We start from the raw sequence: 22,667 nt of genomic DNA, 5'->3' as shown, positions 1-22,667 counted from the left end.
TAAGTGCATGTTCAATCACCCAATATAATCAACCAATGGATCAAAATCCTTCCTTTCCTGTATTCCCCATGTCCTTTCGTGGAATTCTTCTCTTAACCGGAATGTACACAATTGCCTGGTCTGCCATTTTCAGACTCATGGGAGGATCTATTGTCAATTGGTTCGCTGATGGAAACTTGATCGAAGCATCTCTACCTGTGACCTATTATGGAGGATTTGGGATTTTAGTGGGCCTGCTTATATTCTTTAGTGCATTTTATCCCATTAGTTGGGTATATCTGATAATTGCGGGAATTACTGGAAAAATAATTTTGGCAATCTGGTTTTTCTTGGGATTCCTACCGGATCTGGGGTGGAATAAACGAACTGCTTTTCAGTTGATTTTTAATGAGATTATATGGTTAATTCCCCTCATTGTGGTGTTTTTAAGAGGGTGTCAGGTAAAGAGTTACCTCGCTCAGAATACAGAAAAATAAAAAAAGAGAAGATCAGCAACGATCTTCCCTTTTCACTCATGACGATTTAGTTTTTACTTAGGTCAACAAAATCAATAGAAGTAAAATAATAATAATTGCTCCTACAGAGATATATACTCCACCTCCTGCTCGTTTGGCTTCCTCTTTCATATCCTTAAGCTCACTACGAACATCCTTAATTTCTTCTTTACTCATTTCACTAAAGTCCATCGCTTTGATTTCATCCACTCTAGTTTGGATTTCGGCTAGTCGCTCCTTTTGAGCTTCCGTTAGTTCAGTTTTCTCTTTTTTAGAGTCTTCATCATTGGTTGGCGCTGCTACTAGCATGTGCGCGGAAAATACCAGTGCGAGAATTGCGAATAATTTTTTCATACGGTTGTTTGTTTATGGTCTGGTTTTGAGTATCGTCAAAATTATAGCCAAACTCTGTCGTAGTATCTCTGGATATCACCAACTTTTGGAAGTCTGCTAGCCGAAAATTTGTAACTTACACAGCTAAAATACGATCGCCTTTTCACCAAAAATAATCCAAAAATGTCCCAAAAACAGCCTTGTAAGCTTTTTTTACTTGATGCCATGGCGCTGATCTACAGAGCGCATTTTGCCTTCAGCAAAAACCCGAGAATAAATTCAAAAGGACTCAACACAGGAATTATGCTGGGGTTTACCAACACGCTTCTTGAGATTATAGATAAGGAAAAACCTACCCACATTGGGGTGGCTTTTGATACTCACGCCCCAACATTCCGACATATACAGTACGAACCCTACAAGGCCAACCGGCAGGAGCAGCCCGAAGACATTGGGGTTGGCATTCCTTGGGTAAAAGAAATCGTCAAGGCATTCAATATTCCGATTTTGGAACTGGATGGCTACGAAGCTGATGATGTGATCGGGACTTTGGCTAAGCAGGCTGAGAAGGAAAACTTTACGGTTTACATGATGACTCCTGACAAGGATTATGGGCAGCTCGTGGACGATCATATTTTTCTCTACAAACCTGCTTTCATGGGTAACGGTGTAGACATTATGGGTCCAAAAGAGATCTGTGCCAAATGGGATATCGAGCGAGTGGATCAGGTTCGTGACATTCTTGGGTTGATGGGAGATGCTGTGGATAACATTCCTGGAATTCCTGGTATAGGCCAAAAAACAGCCGTCAAACTTCTGAAGACTTACGGGACAATAGAAGAGTTGGTGAAAAATACAGCTGACCTAAAAGGCAAGCAAAAGGAGAATGTGGAAAACTTCGCCGCACAGGGGATTCTCTCTAAGGAACTGGCGACGATCAAATGCGATGTGCCAATTACCTATGTCAAGGAAGATTTAAAATACGAGGGTATTGACGAAGAAAAAGTCCGTGCAATTTTTACCGAACTGGAGTTTCGCACGCTGGCTTCGCGGGTTTTCAAAGGCACAGACAAAAAGGCCGCAGTTCAGAAAAATGATCAGTTAGGACTTTTTGGTGAAGCTCCGGCTCCCACTGCTTCTTCCTCACCTGCGATAGAATTTGAAGAGGAATCGGTAAATGTGGTAGAACAAAAAGCCCCAGACACCATTCATAGTAATATCCAGAATTATCATAAAGTCAAAGGAGAAGCTGAAATCCTAGAGCTCGTTGAGTTTTTGGAGATCCAAAAAGAGCTGTGCTTTGATACTGAAACTACTTCAGTAAATCCAATGGAAGCAGAATTGGTCGGGATTTCCTTCGCCTATGTTACGGGTGAAGCATATTACATCCCTTGTCCAGAAAGTCGTGAGGAAACACTGAAAATTTTGGCTCTCTTGAAACCGGTATTTAGTAACGAAGGCATTTTGAAAATCGGCCAAAACATCAAATACGATATCTTGGTACTCAAGAATTACGATGTGGAAGTCAAAGGAGTCCTATATGACACCATGCTCGCGCATTATCTGATCGATGCGGATGGCAAGCATTCCATGGATTGGTTGGCAAAGCAATACCTGAATTATGAGCCAGTTTCCATCACAGAATTGATTGGCAAGAAAGGCAAGAATCAAGGAAATATGCGTGATGTGAATGAAGATGAAGTCACCGCTTATGCTTCTGAGGATGCAGATATTACACTGAGATTGAAGGCAGAATTTGATCCTTTGCTGAAGGAAAACAACCTGGAAAAACTTTTTGATGAGGTTGAAAATCCTCTGATCAACGTGCTCGCGGATATGGAATTTGAGGGAGTGCGGATAGACATGGAAAGTCTGGCCGAAATGTCAATTCTCTTAGAAAAAGAAAGTAAGGAGATCGAGAACAAAGTCTATGAAATGGCGGGAGTTCGGTTTAATTTGGCTTCGCCAAAGCAATTGGGAGAAGTCCTTTTTGATAAATTAAAACTAGATCCAAAAGCCAAAAAGACTAAAACCGGGCAATACGCAACTGGAGAGGAAGTTCTGAGCAAACTTGCCCATGAACACGAAATCATCCAAAACATTCTGGATTTCCGCCAGATGGTGAAGTTGAAATCAACTTATGTGGATGCGCTTCCAACCATGATCAATTCCAAAACTGGTCGGGTTCATACAACTTACAATCAGTTTGTGGCAGCCACAGGTCGACTTTCTTCTATCAATCCTAACCTTCAAAACATTCCTATCCGGACTCAAAGAGGGCGTGAAATTCGTAAAGCTTTTGTGCCAAGGGATGAAAATCACATTCTTCTGGCAGCGGATTATTCCCAAATTGAATTGCGCATTATGGCTGCTTTCTCGGGTGATGAATCCATGATTGAAGCCTTCAAAACTGGACGAGATATTCACGCAACTACAGCTGCAAAGATCTTCCAAGTGCCCCTGGAAGAAGTTACTTCGGATATGCGTAGAAAAGCCAAAACAGCCAACTTTGGGATTATTTACGGTATTTCTGCTTTCGGACTTTCCCAGCGACTTTCAATTCCGCGAGGTGAAGCCAAAGAGATTATTGATTCCTATTTCAAAGAATTCCCAGCAGTGAAAGAATACATGGATGGAGCGATAGAAAAAGCTAAAACAAACGAATATGTAGAGACCATCCTCGGTCGTCGTAGATACTTGCGAGATATCAATAGCCGAAATGCAACTATGAGAGGCTTTGCCGAGCGAAACGCAATCAACGCACCAATTCAGGGTTCGGCAGCCGACTTGATCAAAGTAGCCATGATCGATGTGCACAAGTGGATGAAAAAGGAAAACCTCAAGTCCAAAATGATCCTACAGGTTCATGATGAATTGGTCTTCGATGCACACATAGACGAAGTAGAAATTCTAAAAGCCAACGTACCTGGACTGATGTCCAATGCCATCAAAATGGCTGTGCCGGTAGAAGTTGAGGTTGGAACAGGAACGGATTGGCTGCAGGCGCACTAGTAAGTATCTAGACGTTAGACATAAGTATCAAGTACTTCGGCATTCATCATTCTATGTTCATTATTTGAAATTGGAAGATTGAAATAAATCCCCCTAACCCCCTTTGAAAGGGGGAATACCTAAAATTGAACCTCAACAATTGATTCCATAAAGGTAGGCTCCACCTAATGTTATCTATAGAAGGAAAACCTTACTACTTATAAAAATCTCCGAGGTTCCAGCAAACCCCGTAAATCAAAAATAGTATTTCGTAATTTATACCTCCAAATGGCTAAAATAAAAACCACTTTCTTCTGTCAAAACTGCGGGGCCCAAAGCCCGAAATGGCTTGGCAAATGCCCTGCCTGTGGAGAATGGAATACCTATGTGGAAGAAGTAGTTCAAAAGGAGGAATCTGGTAAAGGATCTTGGAAAACACCTTCTTCAGGCACCAAAAAAGCCAGCGTTCCAAAGAAAATTCAGGAGGTAAATTATGAGGAGCAAGCAAGGTATGTGACGGGTGATGATGAACTTGATCGAGTACTCGGTGGCGGAATAGTGCCAGGATCACTGGTTCTCATCGGTGGAGAACCTGGAATTGGCAAGTCCACTTTGATGCTTCAGATAGCCTTGATCCTAGAAGGCAAAAAGATACTCTACGTTTCTGGGGAGGAAAGCGAAGCACAGATCAAGATGCGGGCTGATCGAATGTCGGCAAAAAACCCAGATTGTTATGTGCTTTCGGAGACGAATACGCAGCAGATTTTCCAGCAAATTGAAGCTTTGAAACCTGATTTGCTGGTGATAGATTCAATCCAAACCTTGACTTCGCAGTATGTAGAATCCGCCGCCGGATCTGTTTCCCAAGTGCGGGAATGCACTGCGGAACTCATGAAATTTGCCAAGGAAACCGGAACGCCTGTTTTCCTGATCGGCCATATCACCAAAGACGGATCTATCGCAGGACCAAAGGTGCTGGAGCATATGGTGGATACGGTGTTGCAGTTTGAAGGAGATAGACACATGAGCTACAGAATTCTAAGAACATCCAAAAACCGCTTCGGATCTACCCATGAACTTGGAATCTACGAGATGCGCGTGGAAGGACTTCGCCCAGTCGCGAATCCTTCCGAGATTCTATTGACACAAAGAGAAGAAGTCTTGAACGGCGTGGCTATCGGAGCAATGATGGAAGGTAACCGTCCCTTACTCATAGAAATCCAATCACTAGTCAGTCCAGCCACTTATGGAACTCCCCAGCGAAGTAGCACTGGTCATGATTCCAAGCGATTGAATATGCTGTTGGCAGTGTTGGAGAAGAGAGGCGGAATGCGACTTGGTCAGCAAGACGTATTTTTGAATGTCGCGGGAGGGCTTCGAGTGGATGATCCAGCTTTGGATTTGGCCGTTTGCGCATCCTTGATTTCCAGCTATGAAGACACGCCGGTTTCGGAGCAGATTTGCTTCGCAGCTGAAGTTGGTTTGGGTGGAGAAATACGGGCGGTTCATCGCATCGAAAATCGTATTGCAGAAGCGGAAAAACTAGGCTTCAAAAAAATCATCGTATCCAAATACGCTGTGAAAGGCTTGGGTCTAAATAAATACAAAATCGAAGTAATGCCGGTAAGTAAACTGGAGGAGGTTTATCAGAAGATTTTTTAGGAATTTCAAGTGCTAAATAGACTGTGGAGACCTAACTACCGGCAAGGAAGCCCTATATTAGAATTGAGCTTAGGACTAGAGAAGCTAAGCAGTACAGGTACAAGTCAGTGAATAAAGAGAACAAGAAATTTACACGGTTACCAATACAGTAAGAAATCTCATAAAACATACCTAGATGGATATCAGAGTAATAGAAACGCTAATTGCCATTGCCTCCTTCTTTGTAATAAGATTTGCAACTGTAAAATTTCTTTCAAAAATTCAAGATAAGTACAGCTATTCGAAATATAGAATACGACCGATTTTGAAGTTTAGTAACCTATTTATTTTCATAACCTTACTTATCGTGATGGTTGCTGTATGGGGAGTTGAGCAGTCTAAACTACTCACGTTTATCACCTCCGTATTGACAGTTGTAGGTATTGCGCTAGTTGCACAGTGGTCTATTCTATCCAATATATCTTCGGCCTTGATCATATTCATCAGCCATCCTGTGAAACTAGGAGAGTCAATTACCATTCTTGATAAAGATTATGAGATCAAAGGGAAGGTTTCTGATATAGGCTTGTTTTACGTGATTTTGAAAACAGGTACAAACGAAAAAATCATGGTGCCCAATAATGTGTTTTTGCAGAAAGGAACCAAGATCACAGTAGAATAAAAAGCCTATTAACGAAAGTCCCAATTATCGGAGTAGCGCATCGAAAAGCGTATTGCAGAAGCGGAAAAACTTGGTTTCAAAAAGATCATTGTCTCCAAATACGCTGTGAAAGGCTTGGATCTGGATAAATACAAAATCGCAGTGATGCCGGTGAGTAAATTGGAGGAGGTTTATCAGAAGATTTTTTAGGGTTAATAAGACCAGGAAATTGGTCTGTGGATACATAGACCAAAGCTTCAGAACAGATCCTTCTGGAGAATTATAGAAGAGAATATAAAAGTTTGATTTGAACTTCCTATGGTATAACTTAAAGATACTTTTTGAAGAAGGACATATGAAAACAATTTTTATAAGAAATGGAGAAATCAAAAGGAAGCCCATTGTGCTACTCGAATTTCCATATGATCAGGAACTCAAAGAACTGATCAAGACCGTCCCTGGCGCGGCTTGGCAGCCTAAATTAAAAGCATGGGCGATCCCTTATTCAGATGAAGTAACTTCTCACTTACTAAACCTTTTCAAGCAAAAAGCATGGATAGACTATTCGCAGTTTAAGAAAGTGAAAATAACCAAGCAGGAAAAAATAGCTTTGCCGGCGATAGATACTGGAATAGCTCAAGAAATCGAGAAATTTACAGATTGGATGCGTAATAGGCGTTACTCCGAATCCACAATCCGAAATTATGTACATAGCCTAAGCCTATTTTTGAGGTTTACGGGAAACAAGAATCCAGCAGAAATCAGCAATGCGGATTTGGAAAACTTCCATAAAGACTACATCATTAAAAACAACTACTCTGCATCTTTTCAATCACTCGTAATCAATGCGGTGAAACTATATTTTTCAACTAGATTAAAGCGAAAATTAGAACCCATAGCAATCGAAAGACCAAAGCATCCTAGATTACTACCACATGTGCTTAGTAAAGAAGAAGTGAAAGCAATCCTTCAAGCACATCAGAACATAAAACATAGCACAATGCTTAGTTTGATTTATGCTTGTGGACTGAGACGTTCGGAGCTTTTGAACGTGAAGCCAGAAGATGTTGACTCAAATCGCGGAATGCTCAGAGTAAATCAAGGCAAGGGAAAGAAGGATCGCATGGTACCTATAAGCGAAAAAGTAGTAGAATTGCTTCGGATATATTACAGATTCGAAAAACCAAGCGTGTATTTATTTGAAGGTCAACACTCAGGAGAAAAATACAGTGAAGGGAGTTTGCGAAAGGTGTTGAAATCAGCATTGAAAAAAGCTAAAATCCAAAAGCCAGTTACCTTGCATTGGTTGAGGCACAGCTACGCTACTCATCTTTTGGAAAGTGGTACTGACCTGAGGTTTATTCAAGAATTATTAGGGCATAATTCCAGTAAAACTACTGAGATCTATACGCATGTCAGTCAGAAAAGCCTTCAAAATATACGAAGTCCATTTGACGACCTATAAAAAATAAAAGTTACCAAAGGTGCATATACTTGACCAATTTAGGCAAGTATGGATACAAAAGGTACAGCAATAAACAAGTTAGCGAGCACTCTGACCTATGAGACAATTTATCTTACTACCAATTTTTGTTCTATCTTTTGGAGCATCAGCTCAACTCAGCACTTCGTATGTGGAGAACTGGATTAATTCATGCGAACCTGAAGGAAACCTTGATTCTTTGGAACGACTTTACATCATTAACGGTGTACCTTTCGACAATCCAGAAGATGAACTAAAATCGTTTGATACGAAAAACCAACTATGGTTCATTGATTATCTGAACTCGGATAGTGTAGAAACAACTTTTATGAAGCCCAACTTATTGGTAATTCTAGTTGGAGCAACTCCAAAACTCAAGAAAGGTGAACGGATCGAGAAGCTCCATGAACAGCAATCAAAGTTCAGCGATGAATTTGATAACTCCTTTAACCTACATCCCAATCCGAAAGACCCAGTCTTAATTCTTAACGACAAACTGATTTCACCTGAGAACGCTGGACAAACAATCTCAAAACTTAGACCAAATGATGTGCGATACATCCAGTATGTTAACCATACATCTTTCGCACTTTATGGACAAAACGCCAAGAATGGAGCTGTAACAATCTGGACGAAAGAATACGCTCGCTAACATATGCTATGAATGAATGGGGTTTCATCGGTCTGGAAAGTTTGGCGGCATTCGGAAAGTCCGCCACAAATGTTAAATTTAAAGCAAGGCGTGGCTATGTGCAAGACGAGAGGTTAGTACTTTCTAATTCCCACTCATCATAGCTTGACGTTGTAGGTCATTACTTCTGTACTGCAGAGCTTTAAATGCTAAGCATGAATATTTGAGAGTGGTAGAGAGCGAAATTGAGGTCAATTTAAAATATTTGATAATCAGGCTTTAAATTACTACCCAAAAATTGTAATGATAAGAGTTAATAAACCTTTTGAATCATATGTCTTCAAGCCGAGTGAAAGGCTCGAATCTTTAGAAGAACGTAGAAATTTAATAAGTTGGCTTATTTTACTTATAGCAGTTCTCTTTTTTGTCCTTGAATTGATTTATCCTGCGTTCATAATAATTTTTGGTTTAATAATAGGAAATCTTTGGCTATTAGCAACTCGCACAAATAAATACGCTAAAGTGAATGGCTCATTTCCATTTAAAATATCAATAGCTCCTAATGAAATTATTGTTGGAGAAAAAAATTTTCCTATGAATGAAATTAGAGTCCAGAAAATTATATGTTACGACTATCGAGGAAGAAAAGTATTAGAATATGCCCTTATGTTAAGATATTTGGTGAAATCAAATGGTACATATAATCACATTTGGTTTAGCCATAATAATAAAGAATATAGGTTGAGATTTCGAGTAGACTCTAAAAAACATATGGAAGAACTTGAAGAGATAAAAAAGGAACTTGGGATAAAATAGAAACGACCTACAACAGCACCTAAGAAAACATGGGGCGGATATTCGTAAACCCAAGGTCTATTAATCGAAGCTACCTTTTTTGCAGTTTGACAGGTAATCGCTTCGAAAGCCCCACGTTTCTTAGCCGCGAACCGTTGGCAATCACTATGAAATATAAGTTTATCTTTTTTTCATCATTTCTTATTCTACTATTTTCATGTGAGAAAAAGGAGAAGCAAACCATTGTTGGATGGAAAATTATAGAAGAATATCCAGAAGAACATTTAGTGATAGTTGATACCTTTGGTAGTTCTCCTTATAATAATTCGACTCTTGAATTTAAGCTCGAGATTGACTCCATGTTAAAGGCTAAAGAGAAAAAATTTTTAAATGATGGGCAAGAGTTTTTTTTAGGTGAATTTGAGATTTCATTATTAGGGAACTCTTCATTTAATTTATCTGGTCAGGAATTGAATTTTTCAAAGATTAGCATATACCACAATGATTGGCCTTGGAACCAGATTTACTTCTATAGCCCTGAATATGGTATAGTAGCTGAATTTCATAGTCATTCACGGAGAAAAAATATGTTAGTTTTTATGATCATCGAAAATGATACAGTTTATAAACTTGGAGAGCAATTATTAGAGTATTTTGAGAATGACTCAATTTTAAACCCAATACCACCCATGCCTATTGAACCCTCTGAGATAATTGAAGTCTTTGAATAATAGTTGATAGAATGAGAAGCGCTTGCCAACATCAGCTATAGCAAATGCGGGCTGGCTGTTTAAAAATGAAGATATTAAAACTACATAAATTTACAGTAGGCTGTCAAGATAGCGGTTTCAAAATCCCGCCCTTGCCATAGCCAGGGCCGTTAGCCTTCATTACATTTAAAACTGAATGACAGAAACTAAACATAAGCAACTAACAATAAAACGGGGAATTCTGGCCATTGTGGTCATGTACGCATGTCAACTCCTAGCCGGAATTGTTATCTCTTATGGGTTTAAGTTCTTTTCGCCTAGTAATGAAATTCCTATCGAGATTTTGGGACTCACTTCTGCTTTGCTCAGTGGCATTATGATAATTACTTTTTTCTGGTGGGATATCCGTAGATCAGGTGAGCCTTTTTATCCTGAGATAGGACTTCAACCAAGTAAGATTAAAAAAAGCAAAGGTCTTATATTGGTTATAGCTGTATTGGTATCGACACACTTTTTAGCGTGGGTATATAGGTCGGTGATTTTACCTGACTTCGGTTACGAAGGAATCATTGGGGGCGGCTCCAAGATGTTCAACTTCATCCAAACAAATGGAGGAGCACTTGAAATGGGCGGTTTTTTATTGCTGGCCCTCTTTGTTGGACCTATTATGGAAGAGGTTGTATTTAGAGGCTATTTACAGTCTTCATTAGCCAAGAAAATACCCTTATGGGCAGCTATATTGATTACTTCCATTGTTTTTACCGTTGGCCATAATCCCATGATATTGTGGCCCATGTATTTTCTGTATAGTGCGACTTGGGGTTGGATCTTGGTACGTACCGGCTCTTTAAAAATGGCGATCCTAATTCATGTTCTAAGTAACTTATTTTATGCTGTTGTGGGCTTTGCAGGTTGGGATATTCTTGCTTAGTCTGAATGATTAACATCAATTATGGTTTATTCAAGAAGTAATATAAATAACGAAAGGCTAACAATGGCTATAAAGCATAGGCCTAACCAACCAAACCGTTCCTACGCTTCATAGCCGGGACCGTTATGCTCCATAAAAAATGTAAATAAATGAAATCGAAACTAAATCGATCAATCTGGCTGGTGATAATTACAATTGTTTTCACTAACTGTTCAACACAAACAGATCCTCTACCAGACGATGTAACTCAGAATATCCAGAAACGAATCGAATACGGACTTAATGGTGCCATCGCCATCGGAATTATCGACCAGGACGGTATTCGTTATTATAATTTCGGATCACGAGATTCCTTTGGCGCTGAGGTCAATGAACATTCAATATTTGAGATTGGATCGATTTCCAAGACATTTACTGCTACCCTATTAGCAGACCAGGCTTTAAATGGAGATTTAAAATTAGATGATCCTATCAATGAGTTACTCCCTGACCGTATCAAAATTCCGGTTTTAGGAAAGCAAAAAATAACGCTTGGGCATCTTTCAGATCATACTTCAGGGCTTCCGAATATGCCTGGAAATTTTAAACCAGCTAACCCCAAAAATCCTTTTGCGGACTATACACCACCACAGATGTATGAGTTTATTTCCAATTATACGCCAACGCGAGAGGTTGGTACTAACTTTGAATACTCAAACCTAGCTTTTGGATTATTAGGTCACGCCTTGTCTCTGCATGTTGGGAAAACTTATGAGGATTTAGTAAGTGAAGTCATTACAGGCCCACTTGGGATGAATGAAACGAAAACCACTTTCGATGAGCAAATGATAAAAAATCTTGCAGTAGGTAAAAATGAATTTGGGCAAAGTACCGAAAACTGGAATTTCTCTACACTTGCAGGCGCAGGTGGGATTAGAAGTTCGACTGCAGATATGATTAAGTACCTCTCAGCACAATTAGGATTTACACAAACCCCATTAATGCAGGCGTTTGAATTGACACACCATAAACGTCATGAAAAGTACCTTGTGAGGAGGGGAGATAATCCTCTTGGTATGGGTTTAGGCTGGATAATCGCAACAAATTCTGATGGTAATAATTATTGGCATGGTGGAAGTACAGGTGGGTATACCTCCTATATCGGTTTTAATAAAACAATGCAAAAGGGGGTGGTAGTACTCGCTACTGGTTATGACCCAAGTGACATTGGTGCCTATTTAATGTATTCTGATTCTTTGAAAGAAATTAAAAGATCATTGTCAACTGAACTCGCACTAAAAATTGATTTAGTCGGTCCTGAAAAAGCCAAAGCGTTTTTTGAGGATTCAGTGATCAATAACCTACAAGAATTCAGCTATGGCTCCTTTCCACTAAACCGATTGGGCCGTATATACCTTAAAGAAAATATTGATGCCTCTATTGCTATTTTTGAAATCAACATAAAGCTATTTCCTAATGATTGGAATGCCTATAATAATTATGGTGAAGCGTTACGAAAAAAAGGCAGACTTGAAGAGAGCTTAGAAAGTTACCAGAAGTCAGTTCAACTTAATCCAGAAAACCAGACTGCTTTGAATTCAGTTACAGAACTCGAAGAAGAAATGGGAATTGGTCAATAATATCAACTTTAAGGAGCATAACAATGGCTATAAGTAATTGCTTGTTCTTGCCTAGTCTTGAAAATCTTCGCGGATTTTCAGCTTGGTGTGCACATGCGAAGTTAAACGCTAATCCTCGCAACTACTCATAGCCGAGCCGTTACCTACTTAATCATCAGCTTTTTAAACTCCCGGGTAAGGTTGGTCAGTGATTCTTCCACACCCATTCTTTCCAGTGAAGAAGCTCCAACGAATCCGTGTACATTGGCTTTCTCTAATACTTCACGGACATCATCAGGAGTATTGATTGGGCCTCCATGAGCTAGGAAAAATAAATCTGGATTAACTGCTTTGGCCGCAGCCACAATCTCATTCGTTCTCGCTACCGCATCATCCATGCTGCAGCTCGCGCCAGTAACTCCAATAGAACCTCCTACCGTTGTTCCAACATGGGAAATAATCGCATCTGCACCTGCTTCGGCCATTTGACGAGCCTCTTCAGCAGTAGCGACATAGACTATGGAAAATAAATCCATCTTATCAGCAATTCTTACCATTTCAACTTCCTTTTCGAAACCCATACCTGTTTCTTCCAATACCTGGCGGAAATGTCCATCAACTATGGAATGGGTAGGGAAATTATTGATTCCAGAGAAACCCATTTCTTTCACTTTCAGCAGGTGATGCCAAATGCGTCTTCTCGGGTCTGAACCATGAACTCCGCATATAACAGGAATCTCTTCTACCACAGGCAGTACTTCAAACTCACCGATTTCCATAGCTACAGCGTTAGCATCACCATACGCCATCAATCCAGCGGTGGAACCGTGTCCCGACATTCTGAATCTTCCGGAGTTATAAATAATAAGGAGATCAGCACCACCTTTTTCAATGAATTTAGCTGAAATGCCAGTGCCCGCGCCTGCTGCTATGATGGCTTTCTTCTGAGCTAAGGTTGCTTTAAGTCGATCTCTTACTTCCTGTCTGGTGTAGGGATTTCCCTTTCCTGTCCATGGATTTGGCATAATTTCTACATTATCGTTTTTTAACCGCAAAGGCCGCAAAGTTTATCGCAGAGGGCACGGATTTTACAAATTCATTCTAAAGTTATCCTGCTTCTTGTCAGGTTGTCCTGCTTCTCCAGAAGCTGGACTCTATTACTGATTTTTCTAGGTCTATCACCTAATTAAAAGGTCTCGATTTTTATCTCGCAGACCGAAATTAATCTTCTACTTCATCATTTCCCACAACTTCTCCACTGCAGCCTTGGCAAATTCCTGATCATTGATATGAAAAGGCAAGTTGACAAAAGGTATCTCGGATTTCAAGTTATCCTGAATAGATTTTGAAAGTGCTTGAGTTGATTCTGGATTATAAAATACATTTCCGGCAGCATCTATTTGGGAAAGACCTTTAACTGGAAAAAGAACCGCTGTGGGCCCTAAACCTTGATTTAGTTTTTTGGCAAGTATTTCTCCTAATGCTTTATTTTCATCTTCATTTGTTCTCATCAGCGTAACTGTTGGCACCCAACTGTACAATTGACGGTTTTTATATTTCTCCGGTACTGATTCCATGGTGCCAAAATTGACCATATCCATACAACCCGGTACAACAACTTGTGGAATTCCTAGTTGAGCTGCAGCTTCTAGTCTATTTGGCCCTGCACTGCAGACCCCCCCACAAAGTTCATCTGCCAATTCGGTGGTTGTAATATCCAGCACTCCCGCAAAACAGGCTTCAAGCACAAGGCTTTCCATCGCTTTTCCCCCTAAACCATTTGCATGGAACGTCATCACTTCATAGCCTTCGGCCTCCAGCAATTGGGTGCAATGATCTACGCAAGCACTGGTATTTCCAAACATGCTGATAGCAATGCGTTTTGAAGTAGCTGAATTTTCGGGAATAACCACTCCTGACATAGCTACAATTGCAGCGGCAGCTTGCTGGATAATCGGTTTGATAATACTGTTCAGCGCAGCTACATCTACCACAGAGGGCATCAAGAGTACATCTTTCACTCCTACCAGATCTGAAAGATCCTTGCTGGCAAGGGTGGAAATACAGATTTTCGGCATTCCTAAGGGAAGTCCTTGCATAGACTTCAGGGTAACGTAAGTACCACTTCCCCCGCCCATTCCGATTACCCCATCAAATTTCTTTTGCTTTTGAAGATCTGCCAAGATTTTTGCAGCACCACTGCCCATGACTTCCATGGCATGGCCGCGATCGTTTTTACCTCGGATGGCTTCAAGATTTCCACCCGCGGTTTCACAGACTTTATTTGCCTCTACCTCAATTGGAAAGAGCGCTGTGGAACCCATGACACCAACATTCACCGTAATCACTTCGGCTCTCTGTGCTAAAAGACAGTCTCGAAGAAAAGCGAATATTTCCCCTTTCGTGTCGAAGCAGCCAAGCATCAAGATTGTAGGTTTTTGGGTCATGGTTTACAGTATTATCATGCCTCGGTCTGTGTCTCCACAGACCGAAATCTTCGTTTAATTAATTCTTTCGTTTACTTTTGCCAAGGTTTGTGTATTAACAAACCATAAATGGTGGTGGTCTTTGATCCACAGACCACGGCGTTGGATTTCTCAGTCATCCTTCCTTCGAAATGACCCTTTCACCATTTCAGTTCAATTCTAGAAATTTAAAGCTCCCTTTCTTTACTTCCAAAAGATCCGGTTCGTTTCCATCTTTCTTGAATTCCAATTCAATCAACGCAGTCTTCCTTGGAGACACCTTCTCATCCGAGTTATGGGTATGCAGTACATACTGAAGTTTGCCTTTCGCATCAAAGAAAAAATCTCCATGACCTGAACCGTTAATCCCTGCGTCAGCCTTGTCAAAAATAGGGTTGGTCGGACTTTTCGTCCAAGGCCCCATCGGACTTTCACTTACTGCATAACCCACAGCATAATCAGGATTTCGGAAGTCATTTGCAGAATAAATGAAATAATACAACCCCTTATGTTTGATGATTGCTGGACCTTCAGAAACTGTCCAATCCACATTTTGAGTATTTTCCCATGGCTCTTCCGCATGGAAACAATAGGTCAACGTTTCGGCTTTAATTCCCGAGAAATCATCTTCCATTTCTGCCACAAAAAGTCGGTTTCCTTCAGTTAAGCGCACGTGATACATATACTTTTTCCCATCATCATCTATGAAAATATAAGGATCAATTTGCTTCACAGGCGCTTCCAGATCTTTCTTTTCCGCTTGGGTAAAAGGGCCTAATGGGCTATCTGAAGTTGCAATTGCGATGTGTTCATTGGCGGTGTAAGCCATGTAAAATTTGCCTTCGTACTCGAAAACCTGAGGTGCCCAAAATCCCATATCCCCATAGGATTCTCCCTTTTTGAGTGCATAGCCATCGTTTTTATCCGAGCGTTTCCAGGATCTTAGATTTTTGGAAACGTAAACCTCAAAACCCAGATTCTTATCATTCCCACTGGTACCATAGAGGTAATATGTCCCCTCATGATAGAAAATCGTCGGGTCGGCAAGTAAAATAGGGTTTTCCTCAGTAGCTGAAAAAAAGCTTAGACTAATCAAAAATGTGGTAATAAGGATATGGGTAAGGTTCATGGTTTGATGGATTATTGGGTTTTTAAGGGCTGTTATACCTCGGTCTGTGTCTGTCTCACAGACCCTGGATGGTATAGTCAGGCTGAGCGAAGTCGAAGCCTCCTTTATTACTAGTGAAATTATTGTCCTCGTGCCTTCAGACTTCCGTCTTCTGGGTGCTCGGACTGACACGCTTTAGGTGTCCTTAAATAAATCAGTCGTAGTTGCGAAGTCCTGAACTGTACGACCAATTATTATTGAAATAGACTAAATAACATCATTTATTTTCCAAACTGACTCTTATAAAAAGCCAATCCTTCGCTAGCCAAAACATCAGGACTTTCAGCCAATGGTCTCCAGATGCAGGTAGCTTTGGCCATTTCTTTAGATACTGCACCAAAAGTTTCAATCACAATAGCTCCTTCGTATCCAATTTCTGCCAAAGCCTCCTTGATCTCATCCCAAGCCAGATTTCCAGTACCAGGAGTACCTCTGTCACTTTCATTTCCCTGCACATGGCAAAGCAAATCTTTTCCAACTTTCCGTATAGAAGCCGCGATATTTTTCTCTTCTATATTATTATGAAAGGTATCCAGCTGGATTTTTAACCAAGGAGAGTCAACTGCCTTTACAATTTCCAAAGCCTGATCTACCGTATTAACCATATCACTTTCGAAGCGATTGAGTGGTTCCAAGCCAAGCGTAATTCCATATTCGGCTGCAGTTAAACTTGCTTTTTTCAGGTTTTCCACACACCAGTCAAATTCCTGCTTTTTCTGCTCAGCAGAAATTGGGCGTAACTTACCGACAGCAGAATACAATGGCCCGCCAAATAAGGGGCTTCCCATTTTCGCGGCTATTTTAATAGAATCCTCTATGTATTGCAGACCTTTTGCACGAATGTCAGGATCCTCACTTGAGATATCCCGATCTGCTCCAAAAGCTCCGCTAATACTCACTTTCAAACCCAATTCATCAGTCAGCTTTTTCAACGCATCCCAATCCACCAGGTCCTTATCCTCCACAGGCACTTCGATGATATCAAAGCCCATCTCTTTCACTTTATGCACAAGGTCAAAAGAATGGGTATCGAAAGGCGATACCCATAAAAATGTACTTACTCCAAATTGCATCTTAGTCAAAGGTTGGAATTTGGATTCTCTCTCCACCTTTCATAGCAGATTCATGTGCGCAAATTCCCGCGCAGGTATAGTTTGCAGCCATGGCAGCATCTACAGCAGAATCTCTTCCTTCTACGATAGCGGCAACGAATTCCTGCACCAAGTGTGGGTGAGAACCTCCATGTCCAGCTCCCTGTAGGAATGACACGTGATTAGGATCATCTATCGTCTGTCTTTTGGTGAAATGCTTGATTGGCTCAATCAACAACTCATCAGTATCCGGCACATCGATTCTTCTGGCATTTTCTCCACCATCAAAGATCACATGACTTTCATCTTCCAATTGCTCCCATTCGAAGGACATTTTGGTTCCATAGACATCATAGGATTCACGGTACTGCCGAACCACATCAAATAATGAACGAGTTGCTTCTGCGATTACATCAGAGTTTTTCAACGTGAACGTCGCAGTTTCCATCGCAAAAGGAGATCCATGTCTACTTGCCAGATCTTCGCTCAATCGACCTGAACCATGGCAAACTACCGTTTCAGCTTTGGTATTGTTGATTCTCAAAAGTGGAGATATCGCATGTGTCCCATTTAGCATAGGCGGAAAACCTTTCCAATACTCATCCCAACCCGGCATGCTCATATCCTGAATATGTGATCCTCTTACCATCTGGATTCTTCCTAGCTGGCCAGTTTCTGCCAACTTCAATCCGTACAAAAATTCACGGGTATAAAGCGCGGTTTCCATCATCATATAGACTTTGCCAGACTTTCTCTTTGCGTCCACGATAGCCGCACAATCTTCCTTGGTCATGGCCATTGGGATAGTACAAGCAGTATGTTTATTGGCATTTAGTGACGCTAATGTCATTCTAGCATGATCAGGAACCGGCGTTACAATATGAATAGCATCCACATCATCACGCTTAGGAACATCATCGAAATTGGTGAAGCAAAGATTTCTGTCCAGGTTAAACTTAGTAGCCAACTCGTCGATTGTCTTTGGATTTCTGGTACAAATCCCAACTGCCTTAATGTTTGGATGCGCTTGATAGATTGGAATAAACTCCTTGCCGAAACCCAGTCCGACTATAACTACAGTGATTTGCTTTTGACTCATTTGTATGTGCTTTAAGTTTCTATTTTTGGGTTAAAAAAGATTGGTTTAATAGGTTTATAGCTGTACTTAGTATAGAAATTCCGGTCTGTGAGACACAGACCAGGGCCTCAGGTTGAGAGAATTATTTAGCTGCCCATTTTACAGCGTTTCGAATCATAGTCTGATAGGCTTCCAGCTCATGTGAAGCTGCATCATGACCTAATGCAATGCCGACAATTTTCGCTTTTGCATGTTTAACAATGTACACGGAAGGGAAAACTTCACTTCCTTCTGTGCTGGCGTTGGCTAGAACTTCAATTCCAGGACCTGCTGGATCCACTTTCTGATAGTATAATTCATCATCCAAAGAGAAGTGAGCAGGAACACCTTTTGTCACTGGGTGCTTTACCTCAGTCAGATCAACATTGAATTTTCCGTATCTATTGTGTCCTCTTGAGCCACCGCTCACTAGCTCTTTATTGTACTCAGGCCAGTCTCTCCAGCTATACCACATTCCTGCATGTGCAATGATGATTCCTTTACCAGCATTTGCAAAAGCAAATATTGCTTCACGGGTGGCAACGTCATTGATCGGTTTGTTATTAGAAAGAAAAAGTACATCAATAGTATCCAAATAATCCTTGATATTGTCAGTGTCCTCTGTATATGTGACTTCAGCCAATCCATTTCTTTCCAAGGTTGCGGCATCCACTTCCTTGTACCATTTTTCAAAATCGTGGGAGGCATTTCCTCCAACAATAAGAACCTTTATTGGCTTACGTCGTGAATTTGGATTCTCCTTGGTTTCAGCGCTCAGGTTCATCATCAATCCAAATGTCAGGATAAAAGACAGACCTAATTTGAGAAGTCCCTTTAAGTTGACTCTTCGAGTTGTGTTCATAATTTAATGGGTTTGAGTATTGTTAATGTTAATGTATAGCTCAATATAAAATCAACTTTCCACGACCATGATACCATTCATCATTCTCCAATGACCTGGGAAGGTGCAGGCAAAGGGATATTTGCCAGGAGTAGTCGGAGCAGTAAAAGTCAACGTGTACAATTCCTGCGGACCGATCATTTTGGTGGAGAATAGCACTTCGGGAATTTCAGGAACGTAAAATTTCTCAGAAGCTTTTGGGTCTCTTAGCATAGCATCCGCCGCAGCACCTACTTTCTCTAAAGTTCCCGGTTTTGCGATAAGCAGGTTATGCTCCATTCCGTCAAGATTATCAATCTCCAGAATGATTTTGTCGCCGGCTTTAACTTTGAAAGATTCCAGATCAAACTTCATCATCTCTGGAACGATTTCCAGCACAATCGTCGTCTCCCTCTTCTCCGCATTTCTTTCAATTCGGAAGTTACTCGTTGGTTGGTCTATGTTTTCTAAAGTTGGTTTTGCTTCGCAAAGAGCAATCGCTTCAGACGATTTCACCTTTTTCGGAGAAAACCAATTCCCTAACAGCAGAAAAGCCGTCATGGAAAATAAGATTGCTTTAATCATGGTATGCTTATTTTAACTCTAATACTACATTTCTCAGGTTGCCTTCAAAGCTGAATTCGTCTTTGTAAGAACCTACATTTCTATCTCCACCGAAGTCACGACCAGATCTTACACTTGGTGCAAGTTTTCCGGTGAAAGCTCCGTTTGCTTTGGCTGTTGCTAGAGATTTTCCATCAACCAAGATTTCCATTTTTCCATCTTGGGAAATGATAGCTTCGGTTTCATAGCTTTCTGGCAAGGCTGAGCTCGTTACAGCTTCGAAAGATTTCCCGTTTTGCTTCACTATCCAATGCAACTTGCCTTCTTCGAGATAGAAAGTATAGCCATTTTGTGCATCACCGTGAGCAGTGATCACACCAAATGGTTCTTCTTCTCTTCTTTTTGAAATCTGCGTAGAAATGGAAATCTCTTTGCCTTTTACATCCGGAGAATATTGAAGGGTACTTCTTCTTCCCAAGTCATACTTCTCGTTTGCTACAGAAGTCATCAGCCTGTTGGTAAGATCGGTTTTGTCAGAGCCAATAGCATCTGTAAAGAATTTACCCTGCTCAGCAGCTGCGGCGAAAATGGCCTTTTGCAACCAGTCATCTTTCGCATTTGCCTCATCCAAACTAGCCTGATAGAGCATTTCTCCAGCTTCTGCGCTTCTAGGAACTTCTGCCAGCTTCAACATTGCATGCATTCTTACATTCAGATCTTTGTCCTGAGTTAGTCCAGCGGATTTGATCGACTGCGTCGTAGCCTGGCTATTTGGCAACACGGCAATAGCCGCTTTTCTTACCCCAGAAGCAGGATGTGACAGTGCTGCCGTAGCTACCTTAGTCGCCTCAGCATTAGTTGATTCAAAAGCCCCTAATCCATGAAGTGCCCATAGTGCATGAACTGCCGGGCTATTCAGCCCAATTTCATCAACAGATTTATCATTGACGATGGAGTACAAGTCACCGAATACTTTCTGGTTTCCAGACTCCACGAGAAGTCGCTGAGCAGTCATTCTCCAGAACATATTATCATTTTTCAAGGCCGCGATCAGTCCTTTTGAATCATCCTTAGAAAGTTTCATTGGCTTGTCACTGCTGCCGTCTTTATAAACTACTCGGTAGATTCTGCCATGGTTGGTATCGCGAAGCTTACTCTGGAAGGCATTGCCTTGGCCATGTGGCTGATCTTCGAAAGGCAAGATCATTCTGGATGGCGCCTGACGCTCAACGAAGACATTATGCTGTATGATGAAATTGTACCAGTCAGCTATCCAAACGGCACCATCAGGCCCAACTTCTGCCTGAACTGGACCGAACCATTCGTCAGAACTTGCCAAGAAATTCCAGCCATCTTTTTCGCTAAAACCTGCTCCTTTTGGCTCTACAATAGCATTATGCGTCAATCGGATCGTAGGCTCATTTACGAAAGCGATTCTGTTCCAATATTCTTTCGGAAAATCTCTAGCAGTATACAGTCTAAATCCCGCAGCAGAAGTAAATCCACCGACAACATCCACCTGTCTCAGGTTTGGAGTCATCGCATGCGCATCGTAGTGTCCATCGATTTTCTGGATCGGTTGGATTTCAAATTCTGGAGCAACTTCACCTTCGCCAGCTTTAATGAAAACGCGTTGTAAATATTTCGCAGGAATGGAATAGTAGCCCGCATGAGTATTGTTTGCTGTGGACATGAAGACGTTGTTGTCCTCGGAGAATCCCAGCCCCCAGGTATTGTTGCTGGATCCGGCTAGGTATTCAAAGTCTTTTCCATCAGGATCTAATCTATAAATACCTTGAGGGAAACTCATCTGCTCACCATTGATAGTACCATTGAAACCTGAGTAGCCAGTCACTCCCCAGATCTTATTATCAAACCCGTATTGCAGGTTTGATGGACCCGCGTGTGTATCGTTTTTGCCCCAACCAGTCATGATGACTTCCCTCACATCCACGACATCATCACCGTCAGTATCCTTCATGAATACAAAATCAGGTGCCATGGACACAACAATTCCCCCGTTGGAAAACACCATGCTGGTAGGAATATTCAATCCATCTGCGAAAACAGTAAACTTATCTGCTTTTCCATCGCCGTCGGTATCCTGACATATTTTGATACGGTCATTGGCCAGACCGTCAGTTTCTTTGAACGTATTCGGATAATCCACAGATTCTACGATCCAAAGTCTGCCTCTTTCGTCCCAAGCCATAGCAATAGGGTTTTGAATATCCGGCTCAGATGCAAAAAGCTCAATCGAGAAGTCAACAGGCTTCTGAATCAGTTTCTTAGATTCTTCAGGTGCCAAAGCATCCTGCAGTTTTGGCACTTCATATCTAGCGGTAAAATCAGAAATTTTTTCATCGTAGATAGAAACCTCAGGAATATTCAAGGCAGCTACACTGGCTTTTACATCATCGCCCATTGCCCAGAAAATGCCGTTTTGTACTAAAGCTAAAAAGCCTGCATTCTTCCAAGTCCTCTCGTCGTGACCATAAGCGGTGTAGAAAACTCGTCCTTTACCCACATTTCTCGTCCAAGTGTATGGCTCTTTATGATCCCCATCAACTCGCTCTATTAGCACAGTCATATCAGGATTGATTCGCTGATGCACGTAAGTTTCGTCCCAAGTTTCGAAAGGTTTTAAGTCTTTCATCACCGCATTATTTGGTGCTACAATAGTTCCTGTGAACTCACCTTCGCCATGTGAAGCAAACTGTCCACCGATAGTTTCTATATACCAATCTGAGTTTTTGAAACATCCAGTAGCGGAGTGAAGCGGAATCAATCCTTTGCCGCCCTCCACGAAGCCTTTCATCGCTGCTTCCTGATCTTTGGAAAGCACGTCATGGTTGGCATAAATGACCAAGCCATCATATTTAGAGAGATTTTCCTTATTGAGATCTTCCAGTTTTTCGGTGTAGGTGATGTTAATTCCGCTTGCGAAAAGCGCAGTTGCAAGCCAAGGTGCGTACAATCGAGAATTGTGATGCTCGCTCGCGTGTCCGAGAAAAAGTACTTCAGCGCGTCGAGGTTCTGGCTTGCTTGTAGTCTCAGAAGCTAAGGAAACTGAACTGTGGCTGAGAAAAAAAGTCACAATCAGCAGGAATAGAA

General features: G+C 41.2%; 19 protein-coding genes and 1 pseudogene. 11 read left to right on the top strand and 9 right to left on the bottom strand.

Annotation, left to right across the window (positions count from 1 at the left end; genetic code table 11):
• Window positions 1-35 precede the first annotated feature (35 nt).
• Entirely contained in the window at window positions 36-476 is a 441-nt protein-coding gene (locus ACPUEN_RS14065) for a hypothetical protein (RefSeq protein WP_425636531.1), read from the top strand.
• A gap of 57 nt (window positions 477-533) precedes the next feature.
• Here the strand turns inward: ACPUEN_RS14065 and ACPUEN_RS14060 are convergent, their stop codons facing one another.
• Entirely contained in the window at window positions 534-848 is a 315-nt protein-coding gene (locus ACPUEN_RS14060) for a hypothetical protein (RefSeq protein WP_111609506.1), read from the bottom strand.
• Window positions 849-1,010: 162 nt separating this feature from the next.
• Here ACPUEN_RS14060 and polA point away from each other — a divergent pair, with 162 nt between their 5' ends.
• The 10 genes and pseudogenes from polA (at window position 1,011) to ACPUEN_RS14010 (ending at window position 12,289) form a co-directional block, all read left to right on the top strand.
• A complete protein-coding gene (gene polA, locus ACPUEN_RS14055; protein WP_425636530.1) occupies window positions 1,011-3,839 on the top strand; it encodes a DNA polymerase I in 2,829 nt (942 codons plus the stop codon).
• Between the two features lie 267 nt (window positions 3,840-4,106).
• Window positions 4,107-5,480 carry a DNA repair protein RadA gene (gene radA, locus ACPUEN_RS14050; protein ID WP_425636529.1) on the top strand — a complete coding sequence of 458 codons (1,374 nt, stop codon included), beginning with the start codon at window positions 4,107-4,109 and terminating at the stop codon, window positions 5,478-5,480.
• Window positions 5,481-5,655: 175 nt separating this feature from the next.
• The gene (locus ACPUEN_RS14045; RefSeq protein ID WP_425636528.1) at window positions 5,656-6,141 is read left to right on the top strand and encodes a mechanosensitive ion channel domain-containing protein; all 486 of its coding nucleotides are present in this window, start codon (window positions 5,656-5,658) and stop codon (window positions 6,139-6,141) included.
• Between the two features lie 36 nt (window positions 6,142-6,177).
• A pseudogene (locus tag ACPUEN_RS14040) lies at window positions 6,178-6,330 on the top strand (DNA repair protein RadA); the annotation flags it as partial.
• Window positions 6,331-6,475: 145 nt separating this feature from the next.
• Window positions 6,476-7,585, top strand: a complete 1,110-nt coding sequence (xerA, locus tag ACPUEN_RS14035; RefSeq protein WP_425636527.1) for a site-specific tyrosine recombinase/integron integrase — start codon at window positions 6,476-6,478, stop codon at window positions 7,583-7,585.
• 97 nt (window positions 7,586-7,682) lie between these two features.
• Window positions 7,683-8,255, top strand: a complete 573-nt coding sequence (locus ACPUEN_RS14030) for a hypothetical protein (protein ID WP_425636526.1) — start codon at window positions 7,683-7,685, stop codon at window positions 8,253-8,255.
• Between the two features lie 282 nt (window positions 8,256-8,537).
• Window positions 8,538-9,050 (top strand): hypothetical protein, encoded by a 513-nt coding sequence (locus ACPUEN_RS14025; RefSeq protein WP_425636525.1) that lies wholly within the window; start codon window positions 8,538-8,540, stop codon window positions 9,048-9,050.
• 146 nt (window positions 9,051-9,196) lie between these two features.
• Window positions 9,197-9,760, top strand: a complete 564-nt coding sequence (locus tag ACPUEN_RS14020) for a hypothetical protein (RefSeq protein WP_425636524.1) — start codon at window positions 9,197-9,199, stop codon at window positions 9,758-9,760.
• 175 nt (window positions 9,761-9,935) lie between these two features.
• Window positions 9,936-10,670 (top strand): CPBP family intramembrane glutamic endopeptidase, encoded by a 735-nt coding sequence (locus ACPUEN_RS14015; protein ID WP_425636523.1) that lies wholly within the window; start codon window positions 9,936-9,938, stop codon window positions 10,668-10,670.
• Window positions 10,671-10,819: 149 nt separating this feature from the next.
• Window positions 10,820-12,289 carry a serine hydrolase gene (locus ACPUEN_RS14010; protein ID WP_425636522.1) on the top strand — a complete coding sequence of 490 codons (1,470 nt, stop codon included), beginning with the start codon at window positions 10,820-10,822 and terminating at the stop codon, window positions 12,287-12,289.
• Between the two features lie 143 nt (window positions 12,290-12,432).
• Here ACPUEN_RS14010 and ACPUEN_RS14005 read toward each other — a convergent pair whose 3' ends face one another.
• From ACPUEN_RS14005 to ACPUEN_RS13970, 8 genes are all read right to left on the bottom strand, one after another.
• Window positions 12,433-13,323 carry a phosphoenolpyruvate hydrolase family protein gene (locus ACPUEN_RS14005; protein WP_425636521.1) on the bottom strand — a complete coding sequence of 297 codons (891 nt, stop codon included), beginning with the start codon at window positions 13,321-13,323 and terminating at the stop codon, window positions 12,433-12,435.
• A 174-nt stretch (window positions 13,324-13,497) separates the two neighbouring features.
• Window positions 13,498-14,715 carry a Tm-1-like ATP-binding domain-containing protein gene (locus ACPUEN_RS14000; RefSeq protein ID WP_425636520.1) on the bottom strand — a complete coding sequence of 406 codons (1,218 nt, stop codon included), beginning with the start codon at window positions 14,713-14,715 and terminating at the stop codon, window positions 13,498-13,500.
• A 187-nt stretch (window positions 14,716-14,902) separates the two neighbouring features.
• Window positions 14,903-15,862: a glycoside hydrolase family 43 protein gene (locus ACPUEN_RS13995; protein ID WP_425636519.1), complete on the bottom strand. Its 960-nt coding sequence runs from the start codon at window positions 15,860-15,862 to the stop codon at window positions 14,903-14,905.
• Between the two features lie 260 nt (window positions 15,863-16,122).
• Window positions 16,123-16,974: a sugar phosphate isomerase/epimerase family protein gene (locus tag ACPUEN_RS13990; RefSeq protein ID WP_425636518.1), complete on the bottom strand. Its 852-nt coding sequence runs from the start codon at window positions 16,972-16,974 to the stop codon at window positions 16,123-16,125.
• 1 nt (window position 16,975) lies between these two features.
• The gene (locus ACPUEN_RS13985) at window positions 16,976-18,091 is read right to left on the bottom strand and encodes a Gfo/Idh/MocA family protein (protein ID WP_425636517.1); all 1,116 of its coding nucleotides are present in this window, start codon (window positions 18,089-18,091) and stop codon (window positions 16,976-16,978) included.
• A gap of 121 nt (window positions 18,092-18,212) precedes the next feature.
• The gene (locus tag ACPUEN_RS13980; RefSeq protein WP_425636516.1) at window positions 18,213-18,971 is read right to left on the bottom strand and encodes a ThuA domain-containing protein; all 759 of its coding nucleotides are present in this window, start codon (window positions 18,969-18,971) and stop codon (window positions 18,213-18,215) included.
• A 51-nt stretch (window positions 18,972-19,022) separates the two neighbouring features.
• Window positions 19,023-19,574 carry a plastocyanin/azurin family copper-binding protein gene (locus ACPUEN_RS13975; RefSeq protein ID WP_425636515.1) on the bottom strand — a complete coding sequence of 184 codons (552 nt, stop codon included), beginning with the start codon at window positions 19,572-19,574 and terminating at the stop codon, window positions 19,023-19,025.
• Window positions 19,575-19,581: 7 nt separating this feature from the next.
• Window positions 19,582-22,656 (bottom strand): PVC-type heme-binding CxxCH protein, encoded by a 3,075-nt coding sequence (locus ACPUEN_RS13970; protein ID WP_425640200.1) that lies wholly within the window; start codon window positions 22,654-22,656, stop codon window positions 19,582-19,584.
• Window positions 22,657-22,667 lie beyond the last annotated feature (11 nt).

It is taken from the genome of Algoriphagus yeomjeoni (assembly GCF_049821175.1).
GTDB classification, from domain to species: Bacteria; Bacteroidota; Bacteroidia; order Cytophagales; family Cyclobacteriaceae; genus Algoriphagus; species Algoriphagus yeomjeoni_A.
This window is presented reverse-complemented; position numbering and strand designations above follow the sequence as displayed.